Source organism: Acidobacteriota bacterium, assembly GCA_016716905.1.
GTDB lineage: Bacteria > Acidobacteriota > Vicinamibacteria > Vicinamibacterales > SCN-69-37 > SYFT01.
In genome coordinates this window covers 854021-874459 of record JADJUS010000004.1, presented here as the reverse complement: position 1 = coordinate 874459, position 20439 = coordinate 854021, and the positions used below count along the sequence as shown (strand labels likewise).

15 protein-coding genes are annotated in these 20439 nt (G+C 65.8%); 5 read left to right on the top strand and 10 right to left on the bottom strand.

All coding sequences use genetic code 11. From position 1 onward, the window contains the following. The first annotated feature begins 168 nt into the window (after positions 1-168). Complete coding sequence (locus IPL75_07795) at positions 169-525, top strand: helix-turn-helix transcriptional regulator (protein ID MBK9240161.1); 357 nt, start codon at positions 169-171, stop codon at positions 523-525. Further along, the gene (locus tag IPL75_07790) at positions 522-3167 is read left to right on the top strand and encodes an ABC transporter permease (GenBank protein ID MBK9240160.1); all 2646 of its coding nucleotides are present in this window, start codon (positions 522-524) and stop codon (positions 3165-3167) included. Before IPL75_07795 ends, IPL75_07790 begins: the two co-directional genes overlap by 4 nt. A 10-nt stretch (positions 3168-3177) precedes the next feature. Here the strand turns inward: IPL75_07790 and IPL75_07785 are convergent, their stop codons facing one another. After that, positions 3178-4851, bottom strand: coding sequence for a TldD/PmbA family protein (locus IPL75_07785; GenBank protein MBK9240159.1), 1674 nt, complete (start codon positions 4849-4851; stop codon positions 3178-3180). A 3-nt stretch (positions 4852-4854) separates the two neighbouring features. Continuing rightward, positions 4855-6234: a hypothetical protein gene (locus tag IPL75_07780; GenBank protein MBK9240158.1), complete on the bottom strand. Its 1380-nt coding sequence runs from the start codon at positions 6232-6234 to the stop codon at positions 4855-4857. Positions 6235-6312: 78 nt separating this feature from the next. Here IPL75_07780 and IPL75_07775 point away from each other — a divergent pair, with 78 nt between their 5' ends. After that, the gene (locus tag IPL75_07775) at positions 6313-6783 is read left to right on the top strand and encodes a hypothetical protein (GenBank protein MBK9240157.1); all 471 of its coding nucleotides are present in this window, start codon (positions 6313-6315) and stop codon (positions 6781-6783) included. Between the two features lie 3 nt (positions 6784-6786). On the opposite strand, the gene IPL75_07770 is transcribed toward IPL75_07775, so the two are convergent. Next, a complete protein-coding gene (locus IPL75_07770) occupies positions 6787-8550 on the bottom strand; it encodes a DUF885 domain-containing protein (GenBank protein MBK9240156.1) in 1764 nt (587 codons plus the stop codon). 42 nt (positions 8551-8592) lie between these two features. After that, positions 8593-11115 (bottom strand): ABC transporter permease, encoded by a 2523-nt coding sequence (locus tag IPL75_07765; GenBank protein MBK9240155.1) that lies wholly within the window; start codon positions 11113-11115, stop codon positions 8593-8595. A gap of 120 nt (positions 11116-11235) precedes the next feature. Here IPL75_07765 and IPL75_07760 point away from each other — a divergent pair, with 120 nt between their 5' ends. Both IPL75_07760 and IPL75_07755 read left to right on the top strand, forming a co-directional pair. Next, entirely contained in the window at positions 11236-12564 is a 1329-nt protein-coding gene (locus tag IPL75_07760) for a hypothetical protein (GenBank protein MBK9240154.1), read from the top strand. A 2-nt stretch (positions 12565-12566) separates the two neighbouring features. Then, positions 12567-13253 (top strand): hypothetical protein, encoded by a 687-nt coding sequence (locus IPL75_07755; GenBank protein MBK9240153.1) that lies wholly within the window; start codon positions 12567-12569, stop codon positions 13251-13253. Here IPL75_07755 and IPL75_07750 read toward each other — a convergent pair. The 6 genes from IPL75_07750 to IPL75_07725 form a co-directional block, all read right to left on the bottom strand. Continuing rightward, positions 13250-14896, bottom strand: coding sequence for a HAMP domain-containing protein (locus IPL75_07750; GenBank protein MBK9240152.1), 1647 nt, complete (start codon positions 14894-14896; stop codon positions 13250-13252). The genes IPL75_07755 and IPL75_07750 overlap by 4 nt on opposite strands. A gap of 2 nt (positions 14897-14898) precedes the next feature. Further along, positions 14899-15738: a hypothetical protein gene (locus IPL75_07745; GenBank protein ID MBK9240151.1), complete on the bottom strand. Its 840-nt coding sequence runs from the start codon at positions 15736-15738 to the stop codon at positions 14899-14901. A gap of 40 nt (positions 15739-15778) precedes the next feature. After that, on the bottom strand, positions 15779-16450 hold the full coding sequence (locus IPL75_07740) for an RluA family pseudouridine synthase (GenBank protein MBK9240150.1): 672 nt from the start codon (positions 16448-16450) through the stop codon (positions 15779-15781). 46 nt (positions 16451-16496) lie between these two features. Then, positions 16497-17024: a TerB family tellurite resistance protein gene (locus IPL75_07735; protein ID MBK9240149.1), complete on the bottom strand. Its 528-nt coding sequence runs from the start codon at positions 17022-17024 to the stop codon at positions 16497-16499. A gap of 289 nt (positions 17025-17313) precedes the next feature. After that, the gene (locus IPL75_07730; GenBank protein ID MBK9240148.1) at positions 17314-19971 is read right to left on the bottom strand and encodes an ABC transporter permease; all 2658 of its coding nucleotides are present in this window, start codon (positions 19969-19971) and stop codon (positions 17314-17316) included. Next, positions 19968-20279: a helix-turn-helix transcriptional regulator gene (locus tag IPL75_07725; protein ID MBK9240147.1), complete on the bottom strand. Its 312-nt coding sequence runs from the start codon at positions 20277-20279 to the stop codon at positions 19968-19970. Before IPL75_07725 ends, IPL75_07730 begins: the two co-directional genes overlap by 4 nt. Positions 20280-20439: the final 160 nt, after the last annotated feature.

Sequence of the window (20439 nt, the reverse complement as noted above, 5' to 3'; positions counted from 1 at the left end):
GTGGTGACCGGGATCAGACACCAAAACGACCTCTGAGGTCGTTACCGACCAGTTGCGACGGTAACGACCTCAGAGGTCGTTTTGCAGAAGTCGTTTCGCAGGGGTCGTTTTGCGTGTGGAACCGGCGCCGACCGAGGCGCGTATAGTTAAAATAACCATATACACGCCATGCCCACGGATATCCACGACCACCTGCCGCTCAAACCCGTCGATCTCGAGATATTGCTCGCGCTAGCCGACGAGGATCGCCACGGCTATGGACTCGTCCAGGCCGTCAGCGAGCACACCAACAACCTCATCGTGCTCGACCCGGGCAATCTCTATCGCGTGATCAAACGCCTGCTCGAGACCAACCTGGTGGCCGAGGCCGGCAAGAACCCGTCCGAAGATGCCGCCGGCGAACGGCGGCGGTACTACCGGCTGACTCCGCTGGGAGGACGCGTGCTAGCCGCCGAACTCGATCGTCTGCGTCGTCTCGTGAATGCCACCGCCACACGCGCCGTGGCACGGCGGCTGGCACCATGACGCGCACGTCCGCACCGCGAGCGTTCCACTGGCTGCTCGCACTGTTTCCCAAGGCCTTTCGGGAGGTCTACGGCGCGGACATGTCCGACGTGTTCGTCGATCAACTGCGCGCCACTCGGGCCCGCAGCGGCCGCGCCGGTGTCATGCGGCTCTGGCTCCGAACTTCGCTGCGCATGACCGCCGCTGCCATGAGTGAGCGCCGCGCCGCCCGTGCCACACGCCGAGGGCGCCTGCCTCTCTTCGATGACCTCGTGACCGACCTGCGGCTGACCCGTCGCAGCCTGTTGCACAGCCCGCTGTTTACGGTGGTCGCGGTTGGCGCGCTCTCACTCGGCGTCGGCGCGGTCGCCACGATCTTCAGCTCGATGAACGCCATCGTGTTGCGCCCGCTGCCGGGCACCACCGACGGCTCGCGCCTGGTAGGCATCGATCGCCGAACACCCGACTGGTCCGAGGGCGTCTCGGCGTCCTACAACTTCTACCGCTACATGAGCGACCGCGCGAAGTCGCTCGAGGACGTCGCCGTATGGAGCCGCGTGCCGCTCACCATTGCGGCCGGCGACCAGAATCTGGCCGTCGGCGGCAATATCGTCAGTCCCAACTACTTCGATGTGCTTGGTGTCAGGCCGGCAGCCGGCCGCTTCTTTGCCACCGACACCTCCCACCCTGAACCCGTCGTCGTCGTGTCACATCGGTTCTGGCAATCACGGCTCGCCGCAAATCCGGACGCCGTCGGGCAAACAGTCACACTCAACGGGCGACCGTACAGGCTGATCGGTGTGGCGGCTGAGGGGTTCAGTGGGGTCTTCACACCACTGCGTGTGGACGCCTGGGTGACGTCATCTGCTCAACCGCACATCAAACCCAGCCGCGACCTCGCGGACGCACCCTGGCTGTGGATGTTCGGCCGCCTTGCCGGCGGCACCAATTCGGATCGAGCACGTACCGAACTGGCGGGACTGACCGCGGCATGGGCCGCGCCCGGCGGGTCGGACACGTTCCCGCGTTACAGCGATATCCGTCTCGTACCGTTGACGGGGCTGCCAGACGATGCGCGGAAGGCCATTCTCGGATTTGGCGGGATGCTGCTGGGAGCGGCCGTGCTGGTGCTGATGATTGCCGGCGCCAACGTGTCGTCGCTCTTCGCTGCGCGCGCCACGTCCAAACAACGCGAGATGGGACTGCGCACGGCCCTGGGCGCTCGCCGCGGCAGACTTGTGAGGCAACTGCTCACCGAGAGCCTGACGGTGTTCGGGCTTGGCGCCTGCGGCGGTGTGCTGGTTGCGTGGGCCGCCACGTCGGCGCTTGAGCGCCTGCCGATTCCGGGTGACACGGGACTGTTCCTTGAACTGTCTCCTGACCTGCGCGTCTGCGCATTCGCAGTGATGGTGTCACTCGTCGCGGGGCTCGCCTTCGGCCTGGGCCCGGCGCTCCGCGGCGCGAGTCACAGCCCCGGCGGCCTTCTGCGGGCATCATCGCGCGGCAGCAGCGGCCGGCGGTCACGTCTCACGAAGACACTGATCGTCGGACAACTCGCCGGCTCCCTGGTGCTGCTCGCCGTCGCCGGCGTGTTCATCCGGGCGCTGTCGCACGGCTCAACCGTCGACATCGGGTTCTCTGTGGACAACGTGTCCACCGCCGCCTTCACCACAGAAAGCTACGGATTCGATGAGCCGCAGGGGAAGCGCTTCTTCACCGACCTGCGGAGGCGCCTTGAGAGCGGGCCTGGCGTGACACACGTCTCCTTCAGCAACTTCATTCCGCTCGGCGCCACGGCCAGCGGCACGACGATCACGGTTAACGGCGCACGCACCTCTGTGCGCTCCGCCATCACCGACACGGGCTATTTCACCACGCTCGGCGTTCCACTCCTCGCCGGTCGCGACTTCGCGACCTACGACACCGTCACCGCACCCAAGGTGGCGGTGGTCAACGACACATTTGCGGCCGAGGTCTGGCCCAATGGGTCCGCGGTTGGCAACTCCTTCGCCATGGGAGAGGATCGCGTGACCGTTGTCGGCGTTGTTCGCAGCATCAAACACTCCACGCTGGACGAAGCCGACGGGCCATTTGCGTACTTCCCGATGTCGCAGCGATGGCAGTCGGGCCAGACGGTCTTCGTGCGCACGACGCCCGGATCCACTGGTGCCGCGGAAGCCATTCGTGCGGCGGTTCGCGAAGCGGCGCCCCATGTGCCGGTGCCGACCGTCACGACGCTGGCAGACGAAACGACCTTCGCCGTGTTTCCCCAGCGTGTAGCCGCGATCGTCACGGGCGTGCTCGGCGCAAGTGGACTGCTGCTGGCTAGTGCCGGGCTCTACGGTGTACTGGCGTTTGTCGTCAGCACCCGATCGAGGGAGATCGGTGTGCGCATGGCGCTGGGTGCCAGGCCTTCGGACGTGCTGCAGATGGTGGTGCGCGACGGCCTGCGCATGGCCGGCATCGGCGTGGTCATCGGACTGGCCGGCGCTGCGGCCGCCACCCGGGTGGCGTCGGCGTACCTGCTCGGTGCGCGCGCGTTCGACATCCCGACCTTCGCGGCCGTCGCCGTGATTCTGTTCGTGGTTGCGGGCCTGGCGAGCTACCTTCCCGCGCGGCGCGCCGCTTCGACCGATCCGCTCAACGCGTTGCGCGCGGAGTGAAGCGACGGGTCTATTGGTACGCCGCGCCCACCATGATGCGTCCAATGCGCATCCACGGCGACCCGTGCGACACCGCCTGCCCCTGCGTCGGCTGGCCCTTGGCGTCGCCGCCCACGCCGAACTGCTGCCACGACTCTGGACCCGAGATGGCATTGAGGTTGGCCCAGAAGTCCGTGGTGATGGCGTTGTAGGTCACGTTCGTCACTGCACGTGTCTTCTTGCCGTTCTTGATTTCCCAGAACGCCTGGCCGCCGAACTGGCCGTTGTAGCGCTGCTGGTCGATCGAGAAACTGCCCGACCCTTCGATGAGCACGCCGTCTTTGGTGTCGGCGATGATCTCCTCTGGCGTCGGCGACCCCTTCGGCCCGGCATCGATGTGCACATTCGGCATCCGCAGGAACGGGTAGTCGCGCCACGAACTGGCCTGTGTGCAGCCACGACTCTCTTTGTCGCCGATGTAATGCGCGGTCTCGCGATTGCTCGACACCCCCACCAGAATGCCATCCCGCACAATCGGAAACTGCGTCGTCTTCACGCCGTCATCGTCGTACCCAACGGTGGCGCGACCGCCGGGCCGCACCTTGTCGCCAGTTACGTTGAGCAACTTCGATCCGTACTTGAGTTTGCCGATGTCGGCCACCTTCACAAAGCTCGTGCCGGCATAGTTGGCTTCGTAGCCGACGATGCGGTCGAGTTCGGTGGCGTGGGCGATGATTTCGTGGATGGTGAGCGCGAGGTGTGAGGGTGCCAGCACAAGATCGCGCACGCCGGGAGTGATCGGCGTGGCGGCCGCCAGTTCATGCGCCTCGTCGGCGAGCCGATCCACATGCGCGCGCATGCGATCCGCTTCCACGAGTTCCCAGCCGCCCATCCCACCAGGAATACCGAGCGACCGCGAGGCCGTGGCATCTCCGCGCTTGGCGGTCACTGTGAAGTTGGCGGACGTGCCGAACAGATCCTGCTCGATGTAGGAGCCTTCGGAGGTCGCGAGGTACTTCCACTCGGTGTTGAAGGTGGCCGAGGCGTTGGCCGCAATGATGTCCTTGTGCGTGATGGCGGCATCCACCACGGCCTGCAGCGCCGACTGCTGCGCGGTGGCCGACATGGTCATCGGGTCCATCGTCATCTCGGTGCGCCAATAGACCTGGTACGGCGGCACTGGCGCCAGGCGCACGTCCGTCTTTCTGGCAATCGCGCTGGCGCGCGCCACTTCAACGGCCAACCGCGCGATGCGGCGAATCTCGTCTTCGGTGACAATCGGGCTGCTCGCGAAACCCCAGACGCCGCCATGGATCACGCGCACACCGAAGCCGGCTGCACGCGGCGTGCCGTCCGGATCGTTGGGCGGTCCCGCCTGGCCACCGCCACCTCGTCCGCCACCGCCACCGCGGCCACCACCTCCGCCGCCACCACCCCGGCCGCCGCCACGTCCGCCCCCGGCGCCAGGTGCGCCTGCTGAGGCGAACACGCCCGGCAGCGTCATGGTGCGTGTGAACCGGATGTCGTAGTAGGAACAGCCGGCCGTCTTGCACTCAGCCAGCGCGATGTCGGCCAGGCCCTTGAACTTCGACTGCAGCACGCGTCCTGGAGACTGCGCGAGCAAGTCGCCGATGAGGTCGCTCGAGGCGAGGACAATGCCGGAGGCCGCGGCGACCTTGATGAAATCTCGTCGTGTAGTTGCCATAAATCAAACCGCCGGGGAAATGGACGTCATGTAGAAATCTTCGAGTCGCGCGGGCGGGATGAACGCGGTGCCCCCGCCGTCATACGACTCGCCCATGTGCATGGGCACGGGTTTGCCGACCAGCGAGACGTTGTTGTAGCCCACGAGCGGCGACATGTTCCAACGGAAGTTCTGGACGGGCCGTGTGATTTCGCCGTTTTCGATCAGGAAGAGTCCGTCGCGGGTCATGCCGGTGTTCAGCAGGGTCGCGTTGTCCACGCCGCGGATGTACCAGAAGAACGTCACGAGGAGTCCGCGCTTGGTCTGCTTGACCATGTCGTCCACCGACAGGTCGGAGCCGTCCATCACGAGGCTCATGTTGGTGGTGGCCTTCGGACCGTCGGGCCCACCCGCGAGGTTTCGCAGCACGCCTTTCTCCACCCAGGTGGCCGGAGCGGCAGGTGTGTTGTTCGCGAGCATTGTGGTTTGACGGAGGATGGGGTTGCCCACATCGCTGCGCAGGGTCACGAGGTCGCTCAGGATCTTGTCGCCGGGCTTCTTGTCGCGCATGAAGGCGAGTCCACCGCCTCCGCCGCCCGGGAACCCGCCCCCGCCGCCGGGGCCGCCGGGACCGCCGGGACCACCGGGACCACCGGGACCGCCGCCCTGGTTGAAGATGCCGGTCAGGAGCGAGAGGAATCGCGCGTTGGCGCGCGGTTCGAGGATCACGGTGTAGCGACCCGGCTCAAGCGCGCGGGCATTGCGGCTGCGGAGTGCTTTGCCCGCAGCCACGTCGGTCAGGGCCACCGGATCGATCATCGCAGGGTCCTTGATGCCCGTCGTACCGGCCCAGCCGGATCCGCTGCCGTCGGGCATGCGGCACGTCAGCACGAAACCCGTCTCGGCAAACGCGTAGTACGCAAAAAGGCCCTTGGTGTTGGCCGTGCAGTTGGTCTGGTGGGTCTTCGGAATGTAGCCCGAGCCCAGCACACCGCGCTTTTCGCAGATGTCGCTGCTGGCCTTGACCATCATCGCGCGTTCGCGCGGGCCGAAGTTCACGCCGCTCGAGAGCGTGGCGTCCACGGGGATGTAGGTCTGCGCGCCGAGCAGCGCCGGCAGATTCGGCGAGTCGGGGTTGCCTTTGGCCGTGGTGATGGCTTCGGCGACGGCTTCTTTCAGCCCGTTGTCACTGAAGTCACGGGTGGTGGCACTCGCGACCTTCTCTCCCACACGTACCGTCAGCGTCAGGCTGCGGTCGTATTGGATGAGGTTGGTCGTGATCGTCGAGTTCGCCCACCGGGTGCCGGAGCGTTCCGAGCCCGTGAGGTCCACTTCCACGTCGTGGCCCTGCGCCATGTTGAAAATCTTGTCGGTGATGGCCTTGACTTCGTCTCGTGAGTACATCGTGGTGAGAGCGTAGGTGGCGGCACCGCCATCCGTCAAGCGATCTGCGACGTCATAATGGCCGGAACAGGAGACCCTATGATCACACGCCGAGAACTCGTGACAGGCAGTGCGTTCGGTGCAATGGCGACGGCCACCGCCGCGGCAGGCACCACGGCTGCACCACCGGATACCCCGCCCCTGGATGCGCCGCAGGAGATCGACAACGTCGCCCTCCGACGCATCGCCGACAATTCCGCGCAAGCCGCCGGGGCCCTCAACGGGCTCAACAGCAGTTTCCGCTCAAACTCGCTGGCCTACGGGTTCATCCCCAAGCTCCGTGAGGCCTACACGCTCTACTGGCGCACGAACGGGAAGTTCCCCGAGTTCTGCGAAATCGGCATGGACGTTTTCTACGACCTGTACGACTGGCACATCAAGCAGAACCTGCAAGTGCCGGTCACCCGTCTCGCCGACGGCCGCATGGTCATCACGTTCATGTATACCCAGCTGATCGTCCGTGTGGACCATCTGCCGGCGCACATCGGCGTGCCGTTCGACCGGCAGTAGTAGCTACTTTGCCGTCGCCTCGATCCAGGCGGTGACTTCGCGGTCGAGCAGGTCGAGCGGCAGGGGACCGTTCCTGAGGATGGCCTCGTGGAACGCCTTGATGTCGAATCGCGCGCCCAGTCGCGCTTCGGCCTTCGCGCGCAGCTCAAGAATCTTGAGCATGCCGAACGTGTAGGCCAGTCCCTGGCCGGCCTCGGTGATGTGCCGATCGGTTTCAGCGATGGAAGGACCGGACTTGAATCCTGTGTTCTCTGCCATGTAAGCGATGCCCTGCGCGCGCGTCCATCCCAACGCGTGCACGCCGCTGTCCACGACCAACCTCACCGCGCGCCAGATTTCATACGTCAGCCGGCCGAAGTCGCTGTACGGGTCTTTGAAGAACCCCACTTCACGGCCGAGGCGTTCGGCGTACAAGCCCCATCCTTCGGTGAACACGGTGATGCCCAGGCCACGGCGGAAAGCGCTGAGCGCAGTGTTTTCCTGCGTGCGCATGATTTGCAGGTGATGCCCGGGCACGCCCTCGTGGAAGGCCAGGGCCTCAACCACGTACAGCGGACGCGCACGAATATCAGACGTATTGATGTTGACCCAGCCCGCGCGGCTGCCATTCGCGGCGCCGGCGTCGTAGTAGCCGGCCGACTGACGGATGGCAATACGTTCGGGCATCGGTCTGATGCCATACGGAGCGCGCGGCACAAGCGAAAACAGCCGTGGCAGCTCACCGTCCATCCGCTTCGATGCGAGCGCGACGGCCTGCAGGTACTGCTCCTCGGTCTCAACAGTAAACCTCGGGTCTGTCTGCAGGAATGTCATGAACTCCGCGAGCGACCCTTTGAAGCCCGCACGGGTTTTGACCTGCTCCATCTCCACGCGAAGTCGCGCCACTTCGCGACGGCCGATCTCGTGCACCTCTTCAGGCGACAGTTCCAGCGTGGTGTGCATCCGGATGCGATGCTGATAAAAGGCCGCGCCGTCGGGCAGGCTCAACAGACCGAGCGTTGCGCGCGCGCCGGGGATGTACTCGCGGCGCAGAAACTCCAGGAACGTCCGCAGGCCGGGCATCACCGAATCGCGCAAGGCCGCTGCACCGTCGGCGACAATGCGCTCGCGATCGGCCGCGGGCAACGCGGCCGGCACTCGCGCGAAGGGGGCGTAGAGCGGACTCTGGGTGACGTCCGCCACAATCTGCGCCGCCACCGGCTCGTCATAGCCGGCGAGCACGTCACGCGGCACCGTGCGACCCGACCTCAACCCCGCGCGGAGCATCGCGATGCGCTGCGACGAGTGCTCGCCGAACGATTGGAGCGTCGCGATGTAGTTGTCGTACTGGCCAACGGTGTCGAAGCTGTAGCGATCGGGCACCGCGGGCAATTCGAAATGAAATCCCTCGCGACTGCCGATCGGAATCTCGAACGCGCGGAAGCGCAGTTCCTGCCGCCGGTCGCGGAGTTGCCGGCTCAGGATCTCTGCGTCAAGCTGCGTCTCTGCCGGCAGTGTGGTGCGATCGATGGCCTCGAGCCGCGCGGCAAACCCCGCCAGCGCCGTGGCCTCAGCCGTGTATCTCGCCTCCGAGACGTCTTCCATGCGCCGCGAATACCGGGCCGGCACGCCAGCGGGCAGCGGCAATGTAAACCCGCGTCCGCGATAGGCGGATACCTCGGACAGCAGGCGCGTGAATGCGTCCGACGCCTGTGCGCTCGGCTGTGTGGGGAACGCGACGATGATCGCAGTGAGGAAGACGAGAAGGGAGAGACGGGCGCGAACCATGTGCGCATGGTAGCAGCCTCGACGCTGCTCCAGCGCCTGGTATCACTCGCGGCGGAGCGCGGCCAACGGATTCAGCCGCGAGGCCCGGCGAGCCGGCAGGTATCCCGCGAGCAGCGCCACCGCCAGCATCACGGCGGCGGCCCCGGCCATCGCCCGCCCGTCTGCGGGCGCAACGCCAAACAAGAGTGCGCCAACGAGTGGCGCTGCGGCGTACGCGAGCGGCACACCAAGCACGAGGCCGGCGACGCCGAGCCAGGCCACCTGCTTCTGCACCATCCACAGGACCTGCCGGGGCAACGCCCCCAACGCCATGCGCACACCAATTTCATTGGTGCGGCGACTGACCGAGTACGCCGTCACACCATGCAGGCCGATGCTGGCCAGAAGCAGCGCGAAGCCGCCGAAGATCGCGAGGAGCCTGGCGAAGACGCGTTCGCGCGCCACTCGTTCGTCCACCTGCGCCACCTGCGAACGGACGTCGGGCACCGGCAGTGCCGCGCTGACGCCGGCGACGGCGCGACGCAGTTCCGGCGCCAATTGCTCCACCGGCATCGCGGATCGCACCACGATATTTGTCGTGAAGCCCGCCCGCTGCAACGCCGAGTCAAACATCGTCGGCCTCACCGCCGCTCGCTGCGAGTCGTAGCGGGTGTCGCTGACCACGCCAATCACTTCCACAGTGCGTCGGCCTGCACGGATCGTCTGCCCGATGGCCGGACCGTCGCCAAAAAACAACCGGGCGGCGGTCTCGTTGAGCACGCCCACCGGCGGCCCACCCGCCACGTCCTGCACACCGGGTGCTCGACCTGCCAACAGGCGCATTCCCATGGTGCCGAGAAAGCCCGGCCCCACGGCGTTGGTGTAGAGCGAGTGCTGCTGGCCGTTGATCACCACGTTGGTGTTGGATGTGACGCCACTCATCAGCACGTTCTCAATCGAACTTGCCGATTCCACACCGGGCACACGTTCCACCGCGTTGAGCACTCGTTGATACAGCGTGCGCTGATCGGCGTCGGGGAGGCGGGCCGCGGCCAGTTCGAGCCGGAAGAACGCGAGGCCCTGCGCATTAAAGCCCAGGTCCACCGCGCCGAGATTCGAGACGGTACGCAGCAGGAGCAGCGCGCACACGAGCAGCGGCACAGAGATGCCGATCTGTAATGCGACAAGCGCCCGGCCCAGGGTGAGCCTGGGAGTGCCGGAGCCGGCGGCCTGGGGTTTGAAGTGCGAGGTTTGCTCCACTCGCGTGAGGCGCGCGGCGGGCAGCAGGCTGAAAACCAGCGCGGCGACCAGGGAGAGGCCGAACGTGGCAGCCACCAGCGGCAAGTCGATCGAGACGTCGAGTGGTTGGCGCACAAACGGTCCGGATCCGAGACCGGCGTTGAGTGCGGATGTGAGGAGGCCGCGGCTCAGGAACGTCAGAAAGATGCCGAGCGTTCCGCCGGCGACAGCGATCATCAGGCCTTCGAGCAACAAGCCTCGTACCAGCCGTGCGCGACCGGCGCCGAGCGCTCGGCGCACTGCCATCTCCCGCTGGCGCGCGATGCCTCGTGCGAGCATCAATCCCGCCAGGTTCACGCACGCGATCAGCAGCACCACGCCAACCACGCCCATGAGGACGTACAGGAGTTGGCGCAACTCAGGCCGGGTCTGATCGAGGCCGCGGGCGCCAGGCACCATCAGCACGAACGCGGGCGCTGCGTTGGGTTCCACAAGGCCAGCCACGTGTGCGGGTATCACCGACGCCAATGCGCCTGTCATCGTCGCCTGCGAAGTGCCGGGTGCGACGCGGGTAATCAGCCGCACCCAGAGATGGCGGGGGCTCGTCATGAGCGGAACGCCGTCGCCCCACTGGGGTTGCAGGAGATTGACGGCCGCCATCGGCAGGGTGATCTCGGTCTGCGGAAAAAAGCCGCCCTTCGACAATCCGCGGAACTCGGCCGCGGTCACTCCAATGACCTCGACAGACACACCATTCACCCGCACCTGACGGCCCACGACCAATGGGTCTCCGCCGAACGTGCGCATCCAGAACGAATGGCCGAGGACAGCCACGAGCGGGGCGCCTTCTTGATCGTCGGCGTCTCCGAATGGCCGGCCGAGATGCATCCGGGGGCCGACGACGCCGAAGTACCGTCCGTCGGCGACGAGGCCACCGGCCAGCACCGCGGGCTCGTCACCCACCGCAACCGTGACGTCGCGCAGAAAATTGAACCCGGCCACACTGACTCCGGCCGGCGCGACCTGCTGGATCGCGCGATACATCGGATAGCTGTAGTTGCTGCGGAACGAGAGGCCGCTGCCGGCGTCCTGGTGGCCGCTCGAGTTCATCTGGCTGACCGAGAGCGTTCCCGGCTGGTGCCAATAGACCAGCGCGAGTTCATCAGGCGTGCGCACGGCCATGGGATCGAGCAGCACGGTGCGAATCACACTGTAGATCGCGGCATTGGCGCCGATGCCAATCGCCAGCGACAGCACCGCCACCACGGTGAACGCCCGGCTGGCCATCAATCCACGTGCAACCTGTTTGGCATCGAGTCCGATGCCGGTGAACCACTGTCCAAACATAGACGTCCTCGGGGCTTAGACGACACGCTTCGGTGCCGGGTTGGGAGGGCCTACAATGCTGCCCATGGTCACTCAATTCCTGCGCACCCGTCACTGGCCGACGGCCTTTTTTTCGCCACTGTGCTGGTCGCGGCGCATCCGTCCGCCGCTCAGGTCCCCGACGGCGCCACGCGTCCATCCACCTCTCCCGACATCGTAGCCCTGCGTGCGGAGGTGAACGAACTTCGCGACGAGGTGAGCGCGCTTCGAGCGCTTCTCGCCGACCTTCGCACCGCGATCGGCGACCGGCGCAGCGGACCCCAGGCGGCGCCGGCGGCTCAAGTCACGCCCGCTCAACTCGAGATGCTCCAGTCGCAAGTGGCGGACCTGGCGCAGACCAAGGTCGAGTCGGCGTCGCGACAGCCCGTGAAACTGTCGGGCACCATTCTGTCCAACACGTTCTTCAATTCCGGTACCGCGAACTGGCTTGAGAACCCCAACTTGGTGGACGCGTCCGCGGCCGGGTCCCCCACGGGATCAATGTCGGGCACGGTCCGACAGAGTCGAATTGGGCTGGCGATGACCGGCGTGGCGGTCGGCGAGTGGACGGCTACAGGCGCGGTGCTGGCCGACTTCTTCGGCGGCACCCCGGGATTCCAGACCGGCACGGCGATGGGCCTGCCGCGCCTTGTGTACGCCTTCGGCCGGCTCGAGCGCGAGGGCACGGCGATTCAGATCGGCCAGGACCACGTGCTGCTCGCGCCACGCGATCCGTCCTCGCTCGCGGCCTTGTCGTTCCCGATGTTGTTCCGCTCGGGCAACCTGTATCTGCGCGCGCCCCAGGTGCGTGTCGAACAAGACCTGGGCCGTGGCTGGCACAGCGCCATCGGTATCGTGGCGCCGATCGCGGGCGATGCCGCCAACGCGTATCAGTTTGCTCCTGAGGCCGGGGCGGGCGAACGGTCGAAGACGCCTGCCTTCCAGGCCAGGCTTGGGGTGGGCCGCGACAACCCCGACGCGGCGTCAGAGGCCGCGTTCGCGGTGTCGGGTCACGTCGGCAAACGACGATCCGCCGGAACCACATCGACGTCGTGGGCAGCCGCAGTGGATTTCCGTGTGCGCACGGGTCGCATCGGCGCGGCGGGCGAATGGTTCATCGCGGAAAATGCCGAGGCGTTTGGCGGCGCATTGTCGCAGCCCGGAAAGGCGTCGGGCGGATGGATTGAAGGGCAACTCGCGCTGAGCCAGCGTGCCTCCCTCAACGCCGGTGCCGGCATCGACACACCGGACGCCGCGGCCGGCGTCCTGGCTCGCGTCAGGAATCGCACGATGTTCGGCAACGTGATGTTCGCGATCAGCCCAGAGCTCGCGGCGTCGATCGAGTATCGATGGCTCGAGACGCGGGGTGGACTCCAGCCGGTCAATAGAAGGAACCACCATGTGAACGCGGCGTTCGCGGTGAGGTTCTGAACATGCGGGCCCGCAACGTCGCATTGGTCGTTGTTCTAACCGCCGCGACTCTCACTGTGGGGCTGGCGCAGCCTGCGGCCGTACAGGTCGGGCTCGCCGGGCAGGTGACGACGAAGACCCGTGACGGTGCCTCGCCAGCCACAAGTGTGGTGTATGCGGAGCCGATCGGCGGCGCCGCACCACGCGTGCGACCGACGACCGCGACAATGGCGCAGAAGAACAAGTCGTTCGCGCCAAGGGTGATGGGCATTCCTGTCGGGACCACGGTGACCTTTCCCAATGAGGACGCCATCTTCCACAACGCCTTTTCGTTGTCTGGTCCGCAACCGTTCGACCTCGGTCTCTATCGCGGCGGCGCCTCGAAAGATCGGGTCTTCTCGCAGCCGTCGGTCTACAACGTTTTCTGCAACATCCATCCGCAGATGGTGGCGTTTGTGGTGGTGGCGCCGACACCGTGGGTGACAACGACGGCCGCGGACGGCGCGTGGCGACTGGATGTGCCGGCGGGCCGCTACCGGGTCACTGCGGTTTCAGAACGAGCCGCCCCCGTCTCGGTGGAAGTGCAGGTTGCGGGCAACGCCACGAATCCTGTGCGAATCACACTCGACGAGTCTGCGTTTGTGCAGGCGCCACGCACCGACAAATTCGGCAAACCGTATCCGGCGTCAGCGTATAAAGGCGGCGACTAGCTCCGCTTCATTCGGTACGCCTGGACGGCCGCGCTGATGCCCTTGACCGACATCGGTGGCACAGGCTCGGCGGCCACGAGATCCCGGACGAGTTGGTATGTGGCCTCACTCATCAGCACCTCGTGCGGTTCGGCGGCCGAGCACAGCCGCGAGCCCAGATTCACCGGGGCGCCGATGGCCGTGTGATCGAGCCGGTCGTCGCTGCCGATGCTGCCGACGACCACATCGCCTGTGGCGATACCGATGCCGACGGCCAGCGGCGGACGCGTAGGGTCGGCGGCCGTGGCGTTCGCCACCGCGCGCTGAATCTCCACCGCTGAGCGAATCGCGTTGAGCGCCATGTCGGGGCCGGTGAACTGGGCGAAGACGGCGTCGCCCATGAACTTGTCGATGTCGCCGCCGAACCGCTTCACGATGTCGGCCTGCAGATGCAGGTATTCGTTGAGCAAGGTCACCGTGTCTTCGGGCGCGCGTTGCTCGGCAAACGAGGTGAAACCGCGGATGTCGCTGAAGAGCACCGTCATCGCGCAGCGCTCGCCGCGATGTCGTTCGGCGGGCGTGGCTCCGCGATGAATCATTTCCACGGTCGAATGCGACATGAACTTCTCCATGTCGGCGCGCTCCCGCAATCCGGCCGTCATCGTGTTGAACGAACCGGCGAGCGCCCCAAGCTCGTCCTGCCGTGTCACTGGCAGCGTCACGTCGTAGTGGCCGGCCGTGACTCGTTCGGTGGCCTGGACAAGTTGTCCGATCGGGGCCGTCAGTGAGCGCGCAAAAACCGCGCTACCGGCGATGCCCGCGGCGGCCGCCACGAGTCCCATGAGGAGCAGACCGAGTTGGATGCTCCGATACGGCGCGAGCGCCCGGTCAATCGACCTGAGACTGACGACGCGAATGGGACTGGCACCCTCGCTGGCGACGCCAACGGCCTGGTATCGTTCGCCGTCGATCGACACCTGGAGCGGGCTCGCCGAACCCGTATCTGCCCCGAAATCCGCCGACGTGCGCCAGGGAAGCTGGGCGCGCGGCAAGGTGCTGCCGGCCACGCCCTGGGTGGACAGGATCACGATCTCCTGCTCACTCGCCTTCTTCAGCGCCGACGCCCAGTCGTCGTCCACCGGAGCGGCGGCCATCACGAATCCGAAGACGGTGCCCCCTGCAACCGCTGCTGCCAACTGTCCCTGGAAGGGCCGGCCGTCCACGGTGAAATAGCCGCCCGCGGGCTGGCCTCGCAGCGTCGGTTCAATCCAGGTCGCCGCGATGTCCGGAAGTGCGAGCGGCGCGAACGTATCGGTGCGCGCAACGACCCTGCCCGACGTATCGAGCGCCAGCAGCAGTTCCCGGCGGCCGTGCGTCTGGAGGTAGCTCGCAAGAAAATCCCGGATGGTGGCTTCGTCGGTGCCAAACAACGCACGCAAATCCGGAAAGGACGCGACCAACTCTGCCACGAGTCGAAGCTGGCCCGCGCGCTCGCCTTCTGCCGCCACCACGGTGTTGCGGCTCCGCTCGAGGTCGGACGAGATGCGGTCCCCCACCGCCCGGTTGGCCAGTACGCTGACGACGGTGAGGGTCGCCACGGTCAGGCCAACGACCAGGACACTTTGAACGCCAAGAAGGCGAGCGCGGAGCGATCGAAAGCGCATGATCAGTAGAACTTGCGTGTCAGGTTGAACCCGAGATGCCAGTGTTTGGTTGCGGGGCCGCCGTGGCCCACCTGGGTCAGCGTGGTGCCGAACGCGTTCGACACGTTGAGCTGGAACATGTGGCCGCCGGCCCGCTTCTCAATGCCAAACGTCATCAGCGAGCTGCCGCCGTCATACCCGGACACACGAGGCGCCACTTCAGCCACCAGGTACGCCCGAGAATTGCCGAGTCGAATTCGTGTGCCCACGCCGAGGACGAGGGTGTTCTGGTCCGAGTCCGGAAACTCCGGCGTCGCATTGGCCACGAAAATAGGTTCAAGGTAAATGGCCCCGCGATCGCCCATGCGGTGCGACAACACGGCTCCACCGACAAAGGAGTACTCCTCGCGGAAGTTGTTCTGCCCCTCGATGGCGCCGACGACGTCGAATGAGAGACCGCGGCCGTCACCCTGCGCCACCATCTGGCGCTGCGCCAAGAACTGGATGTTTCGTGACCCGGTGCGATGAACGGTCAGCTGGGTTCCGGCCGCCAGGCCGAAGCGCAGTTCGAACCCCGACGTGGCCGAGCTATCGAAGCCCAGGCCGTTTTCAAGAAACTGCCCGAACGACCCATCGTTGATTTTGTAGGTGAACCTGTGCGTGATGCGGAAGGCCATCTTGCCTTTGGGCAGCCGCAACGTCGTGGGCAACGCACCCAGCGTGAAGTCGGGCTCACCCACCACCACCTGAAGGTCCCGATCGGGATCGTCGGTAGCCGCCACCGCCTGTGCCGCGGCCGTCGCCGGCACGAACACTCCCATCGCGATTGAAGCGACCACAATCCAAACCCAACTACGTTTCATCAGACCTCCTCGTAACAGCCAGCGCGGCCTCCATCGTAGATCATTGAACGAACGCCAGAAACTCCGCGCCTGCCTCGGCCTCGAACCGCCACGTCTGCCCTCGCCACTCGAACGCGAGCGCCCTGGCGTGCAACGCGTGACACGTCATTCGCAGCGCGCGCCGGTCATCGTCTGTCAGACGCCCCTCGACCAGGCGCAGATAACGCTGTTCGTCGGCGCCGTAGAGTTTGTCGCCGACGATTGGATACCCGGCATGCGCAAGGTGGATGCGAATCTGGTGCTTGCGTCCCGTGAGTGGCGAGACGTCGAGCAGCGAAAATGGCGCCTCGTCGCGCACAAAGGTTCGGATGAGCCGGACACGAGTCTGGGCGGCCGCGCCGTCGGCACGCACACAGTCTTTGATGGCCACCGGACTGTTTTCGTCCTTGCCGAGGGGCGCGTCGATGAGCCACTCGTCCGGCGAGACGTGGCCTTCGACGATGGCCGAGTAGGCCTTGTCGGCCGCGCCGGGGCCTGACCCAGCGACGAGTCGGCCCAGCTCGGCGGCCACGACCGCGCCTTTGGCGATAAGCACGATGCCGCTGGTCTCGCGATCGAGGCGATTCACGAGGCGGCCTTCGGTATCTCCCAGATGCAGACGGACGCGGCCGATGAGGCTTGAGAGAGGCCCGTCCTTGGTCGGATGACACACCAGCCCTGCCGGCTTGTTCACAACGAGCAGATGCTCGTCTTCGTGAATGACGGGGAACAGCGGCGCGTCAGTCTCCAGGCGTCAGGCCTTTGCGCGCTTCGAGGAAGTCACGGTACTTGCTGCGCAGGTTGGACAAGTCCGCCTGGTCCACCTTCAGCTCGCGGCCAATCCGCGAGATTTCGTTGGCCTCGGCGTTAAAGATGCGCTCGTCCACGGCGGCCACCGCGTAGAGACAATCGATCAGCGACGTCTTCTGCTCGTAGGTCGCCACCCGCTCGAGTTCGCGGGTCACCAGAAAATCGTCCGTCGCGCCGAACAGCTTCTGCTGGGAGCGCGCCATCTGGACGACCAATGCCGCCTGGCCGTCGGTCACGCCGCCCTTTTTGATCACCAAGTCTTCCATGGCGGCCACTTCATCGGCGGTCACTTCATGATCGGCATTGGCCACGCGCGACAGGATGAACGCGAACGAGGCGAGGTACTTGGCGTGGTCGGGCTCAAGGCGATCAAGTTCGTCGGCGATACGCCGGATCGTGTCGCCGCCACTCCGTTCGCCCTCAGACGACATCCCCAGCAAGTCTCGAATGATACGCATCCCTACAGCGTGTCACCTGCGGACGCCGATGAGCAACCCTCTCTCATCTCTATTCACCATGAAGGGCCATGAAGATCCATGAAGGAAGGTTGAAGGGGCTGTCAGAAGGCGCGGGGTTGGGGGCCCGGCTCCGCCGGGCTGCTCGAGTGGAGGGCCGTCACAAATGAACACACCGCAAGCAACGGCCGGTGCGTTCATTTGTGACGGCCCTCCACTCGTGCATGCCGCCGCAGGCGGCACCCAACCCCGCGCCCTTCATGGAGCTTCATGCTCTTCATGGTAGAAAGCCTTAGTCGTAGTGCAGCGCGCGCAGGGGGTCGGTCTGCGCCGCACGGCGAGCCGGGAAGTAGCTGGCCGCCGCGGCGCCCACTGTGAGGCAAACCGCGGCGATGAGATACGTCAGACCGTCGCGGGCGCCTACGCCGACGAGCTGGCTGCTCGCGAGTGGCATCACAATCAGCGCCAGGACGAGTCCGATCGCACCACCGATGACCGTCAGCACAATTCCATGGCGGCCCACCAGGCGGAGGATGTCTCCCTGCTGGGCACCGAGCGCCATGCGCACACCGATCTCAGACGTCCGCTGGCTCACTGAATACGCCAGCAGCCCGTAAAGACCCACTGTCGCCAGCAGGAGCGCCACCACACCGAATGCGCCAAGCAACGACGCTGCGAGCGCCGGAATGAACGTCACCACCTGCCGCTGCTCGGCTGCCGTCCGCACGTCGAACAGTGGCAGGTCAGCGTCCAGTCCGCTCACGGCCGAGCGCAGCGCACCGATCACCGCCGCCGGCTCACCAGCTGTCCGCACGAGCAACGTCGTATCGGGTCGATACGCGGCGTACAGCGGAAGGTACACAAATGCCACAGGGTCGGCGTTGAGCGTGGTGTATTTCACGTCCTTGACGATGCCGACCACGGTGTACCACTCGCCCAGATGCAGGCGCCCGCCCACGGCCGGACGCGTCTTCCAGTACCGCTTTGCCATCGTCTCGTTGATCATCACGACATTGGGATGAGCCGCGTCATCCTGGTCGGTGAATCCTCGTCCCTCGACCAGTGGAACGCCAAGCGCAGGCAGGAAACCCGGGCTCACGCGATCGTAGTAAAGAGTGATCTCCTCATCCTTGGCGGGCACGTAGCCTTCGATGTCCCCGGATGTATCACTACCCCCACCGAGCTTGAGCGGGATGTCTCTCGCCAGCCCTGCCGCGGTGACGCCGGGAACGGTCAGGACCTGATCGATCAGCTTCTTGTAAAACGCGGTTCCAGTGGTGGCCTCGTATCCGGCAGGCAGCAGATCGAGGGAGGCAAACAGACCCTGTTCGAGGTCGAAACCCACATCGGCGCGTTGCGACTGCTGAAGAGTGCGCACGAACAGACCGGCGCCGATGAGCAGCACCATCGACATGGCCACCTGCGCCACGACAAGTGAACTGCGCAGACGTGTGCGCCGTGGCCCGCCGATCGACCCCTTGGTGTCCTTGAGGGCGGGGACCAGTCGCGGTCGCGTCGATTGCAGCGCCGGCGCCAATCCGAAAAACACGGTGGTGACGAGCGCAAGCGCCAGACCGAACATCGGCACGCGCGCGCCCAGGATCACCTCGCCGGTAATGGGTTGCGGCGTCGGTGGTATGAACGCGCCAAACAACTGGCTCGCCCACACGGCCAGCAAGAGGCCGACGGCACCTCCTGCCACGGCGAGCACCACACTCTCAGTAAGAAGTTGACGGACGATGCGGACACGGCTGGCGCCGAGAGCCAGACGGACGGCAATTTCACGCTCGCGACCCGCGGCCCGAGCCAGCATCAGACTGGCCAAATTGGCGCAGACAATCAACAGCACGATGGCGACCAGGGCGAACAGCACGCCGAGGATTGGCCCAAGAATGCTGGCGGCGGTGCCTGGAGCAGACCAGAGCGGATACAGGGCCACGCCGCGATCGGTGTTGGGGCCCGGGTACGACGCAGCCAGGCGCGCCGCGACTGCCGACAGGCCGGCCTGCGCCTGTTCGATGGTGGCCTCCGGAGCCAGACGCGCCCGCACTTGTAACCATGCATCACCACGGGCATTGAGCCGGTCGCCCGACAAGACCGTCGCCTGCATCATCATCGGCAGCCACAAATCGATGCGCATCCCGGCCGACGATCCGCTGAAGTCAGGCGGCGTCACACCGATGACGCTGAAGATCTTGCCGTTGATGGTCAACGGACGGCCGATAATGTCGGCCCGGCCGGCGAACTGGCGCTGCCAGAACGCGTGACTGAGCACCACCACCGGATGGCCGCCCGGCACGCGGTCGTCCTCTCTCGACAGTACGCGGCCCTGGGCGGGACTGACGCCGAGCACGTCAAAGAACTCGCCGCTGACCAGCTCGCCCCAGGCACGCGAGGCGTCGCGGTCGTCGCGAATCGTGAGGGCCACCAGCCGGCCGGCAAACATGGCCGCAATGCTGTCGGGCTTCTGATCGCGCATGTCGGCGAAGTTCGGGTACGACACGCTGATGTCGCGGCGTGTCCGCGTGGTGCCGAGCACCGCCACCACACGATCCGCATTCGCCGCGCCGGGTAGCGGGCGAAGCACGAAGCCTTCGACCCAGCTGAAGATGGTGGTGGTGGCGCCGATGCCCAGTCCGAGCAACAAGATCGCCACCAGTGCAAAGCCCGGCTGCTTGAGCAGGCTACGCGTCCCGTACCGGATATCCGCAAACACTGTCGGCATGCTCCAACTCCGTATTCTGAGAACGCACGCATGCGGCACTGTGCCCAGCGCGCGGGACCACAGGTCCAGCCCCTTCCATCCCCGGCCGTGCTCACGCAGGAACGCCGATTGGTGGCGCAAATCGGCTTCCCACTGCCGTCGCCAGGCGGCGCGGTGTGACGCCGGCACCATCGGAGCCGCAAGCGCCACACACAGCAGGGAAAGCCGCAGGCTGACGGTGGTCACCGACGCGCCTTCCCTGGCGTCACGGTCAACGGCACCGGGCGCAGGCTCTTGAACCGCAGCATCGCCTCGCCCAGGACGGCGGCGCCGGTGGGCGTGAGGGAAAAATATCGCCGCGGCGGACGGCCTTCCCGGTGCGCCACCTTCGCGTCCTCCCAGGACGACTTCAGGCAGCGCTCCTCCTCAAGGCGGTCCAGCGCCGGATACACGGTGCCGCTCGTGAACCCAGTGGCGTCCATGATCTCGAACCCGAACCGTTTGCCGTCGGCCACCGCGTGCAACACCGTGACCACTCCCATGCTCAGTTTCATGCGTTCCACCCTTTGGACGATGGCTGTCCTATTAATGTTGCCATTATATATCGAATGGCAACATAGGGGTCTGCCGGACCATCGCCTGCAATGGCGAAATGACAGAAATGTCCGAAGTGGCGAAATGTCTACATTGAGCGAATGGAAGAATGGCTCATTG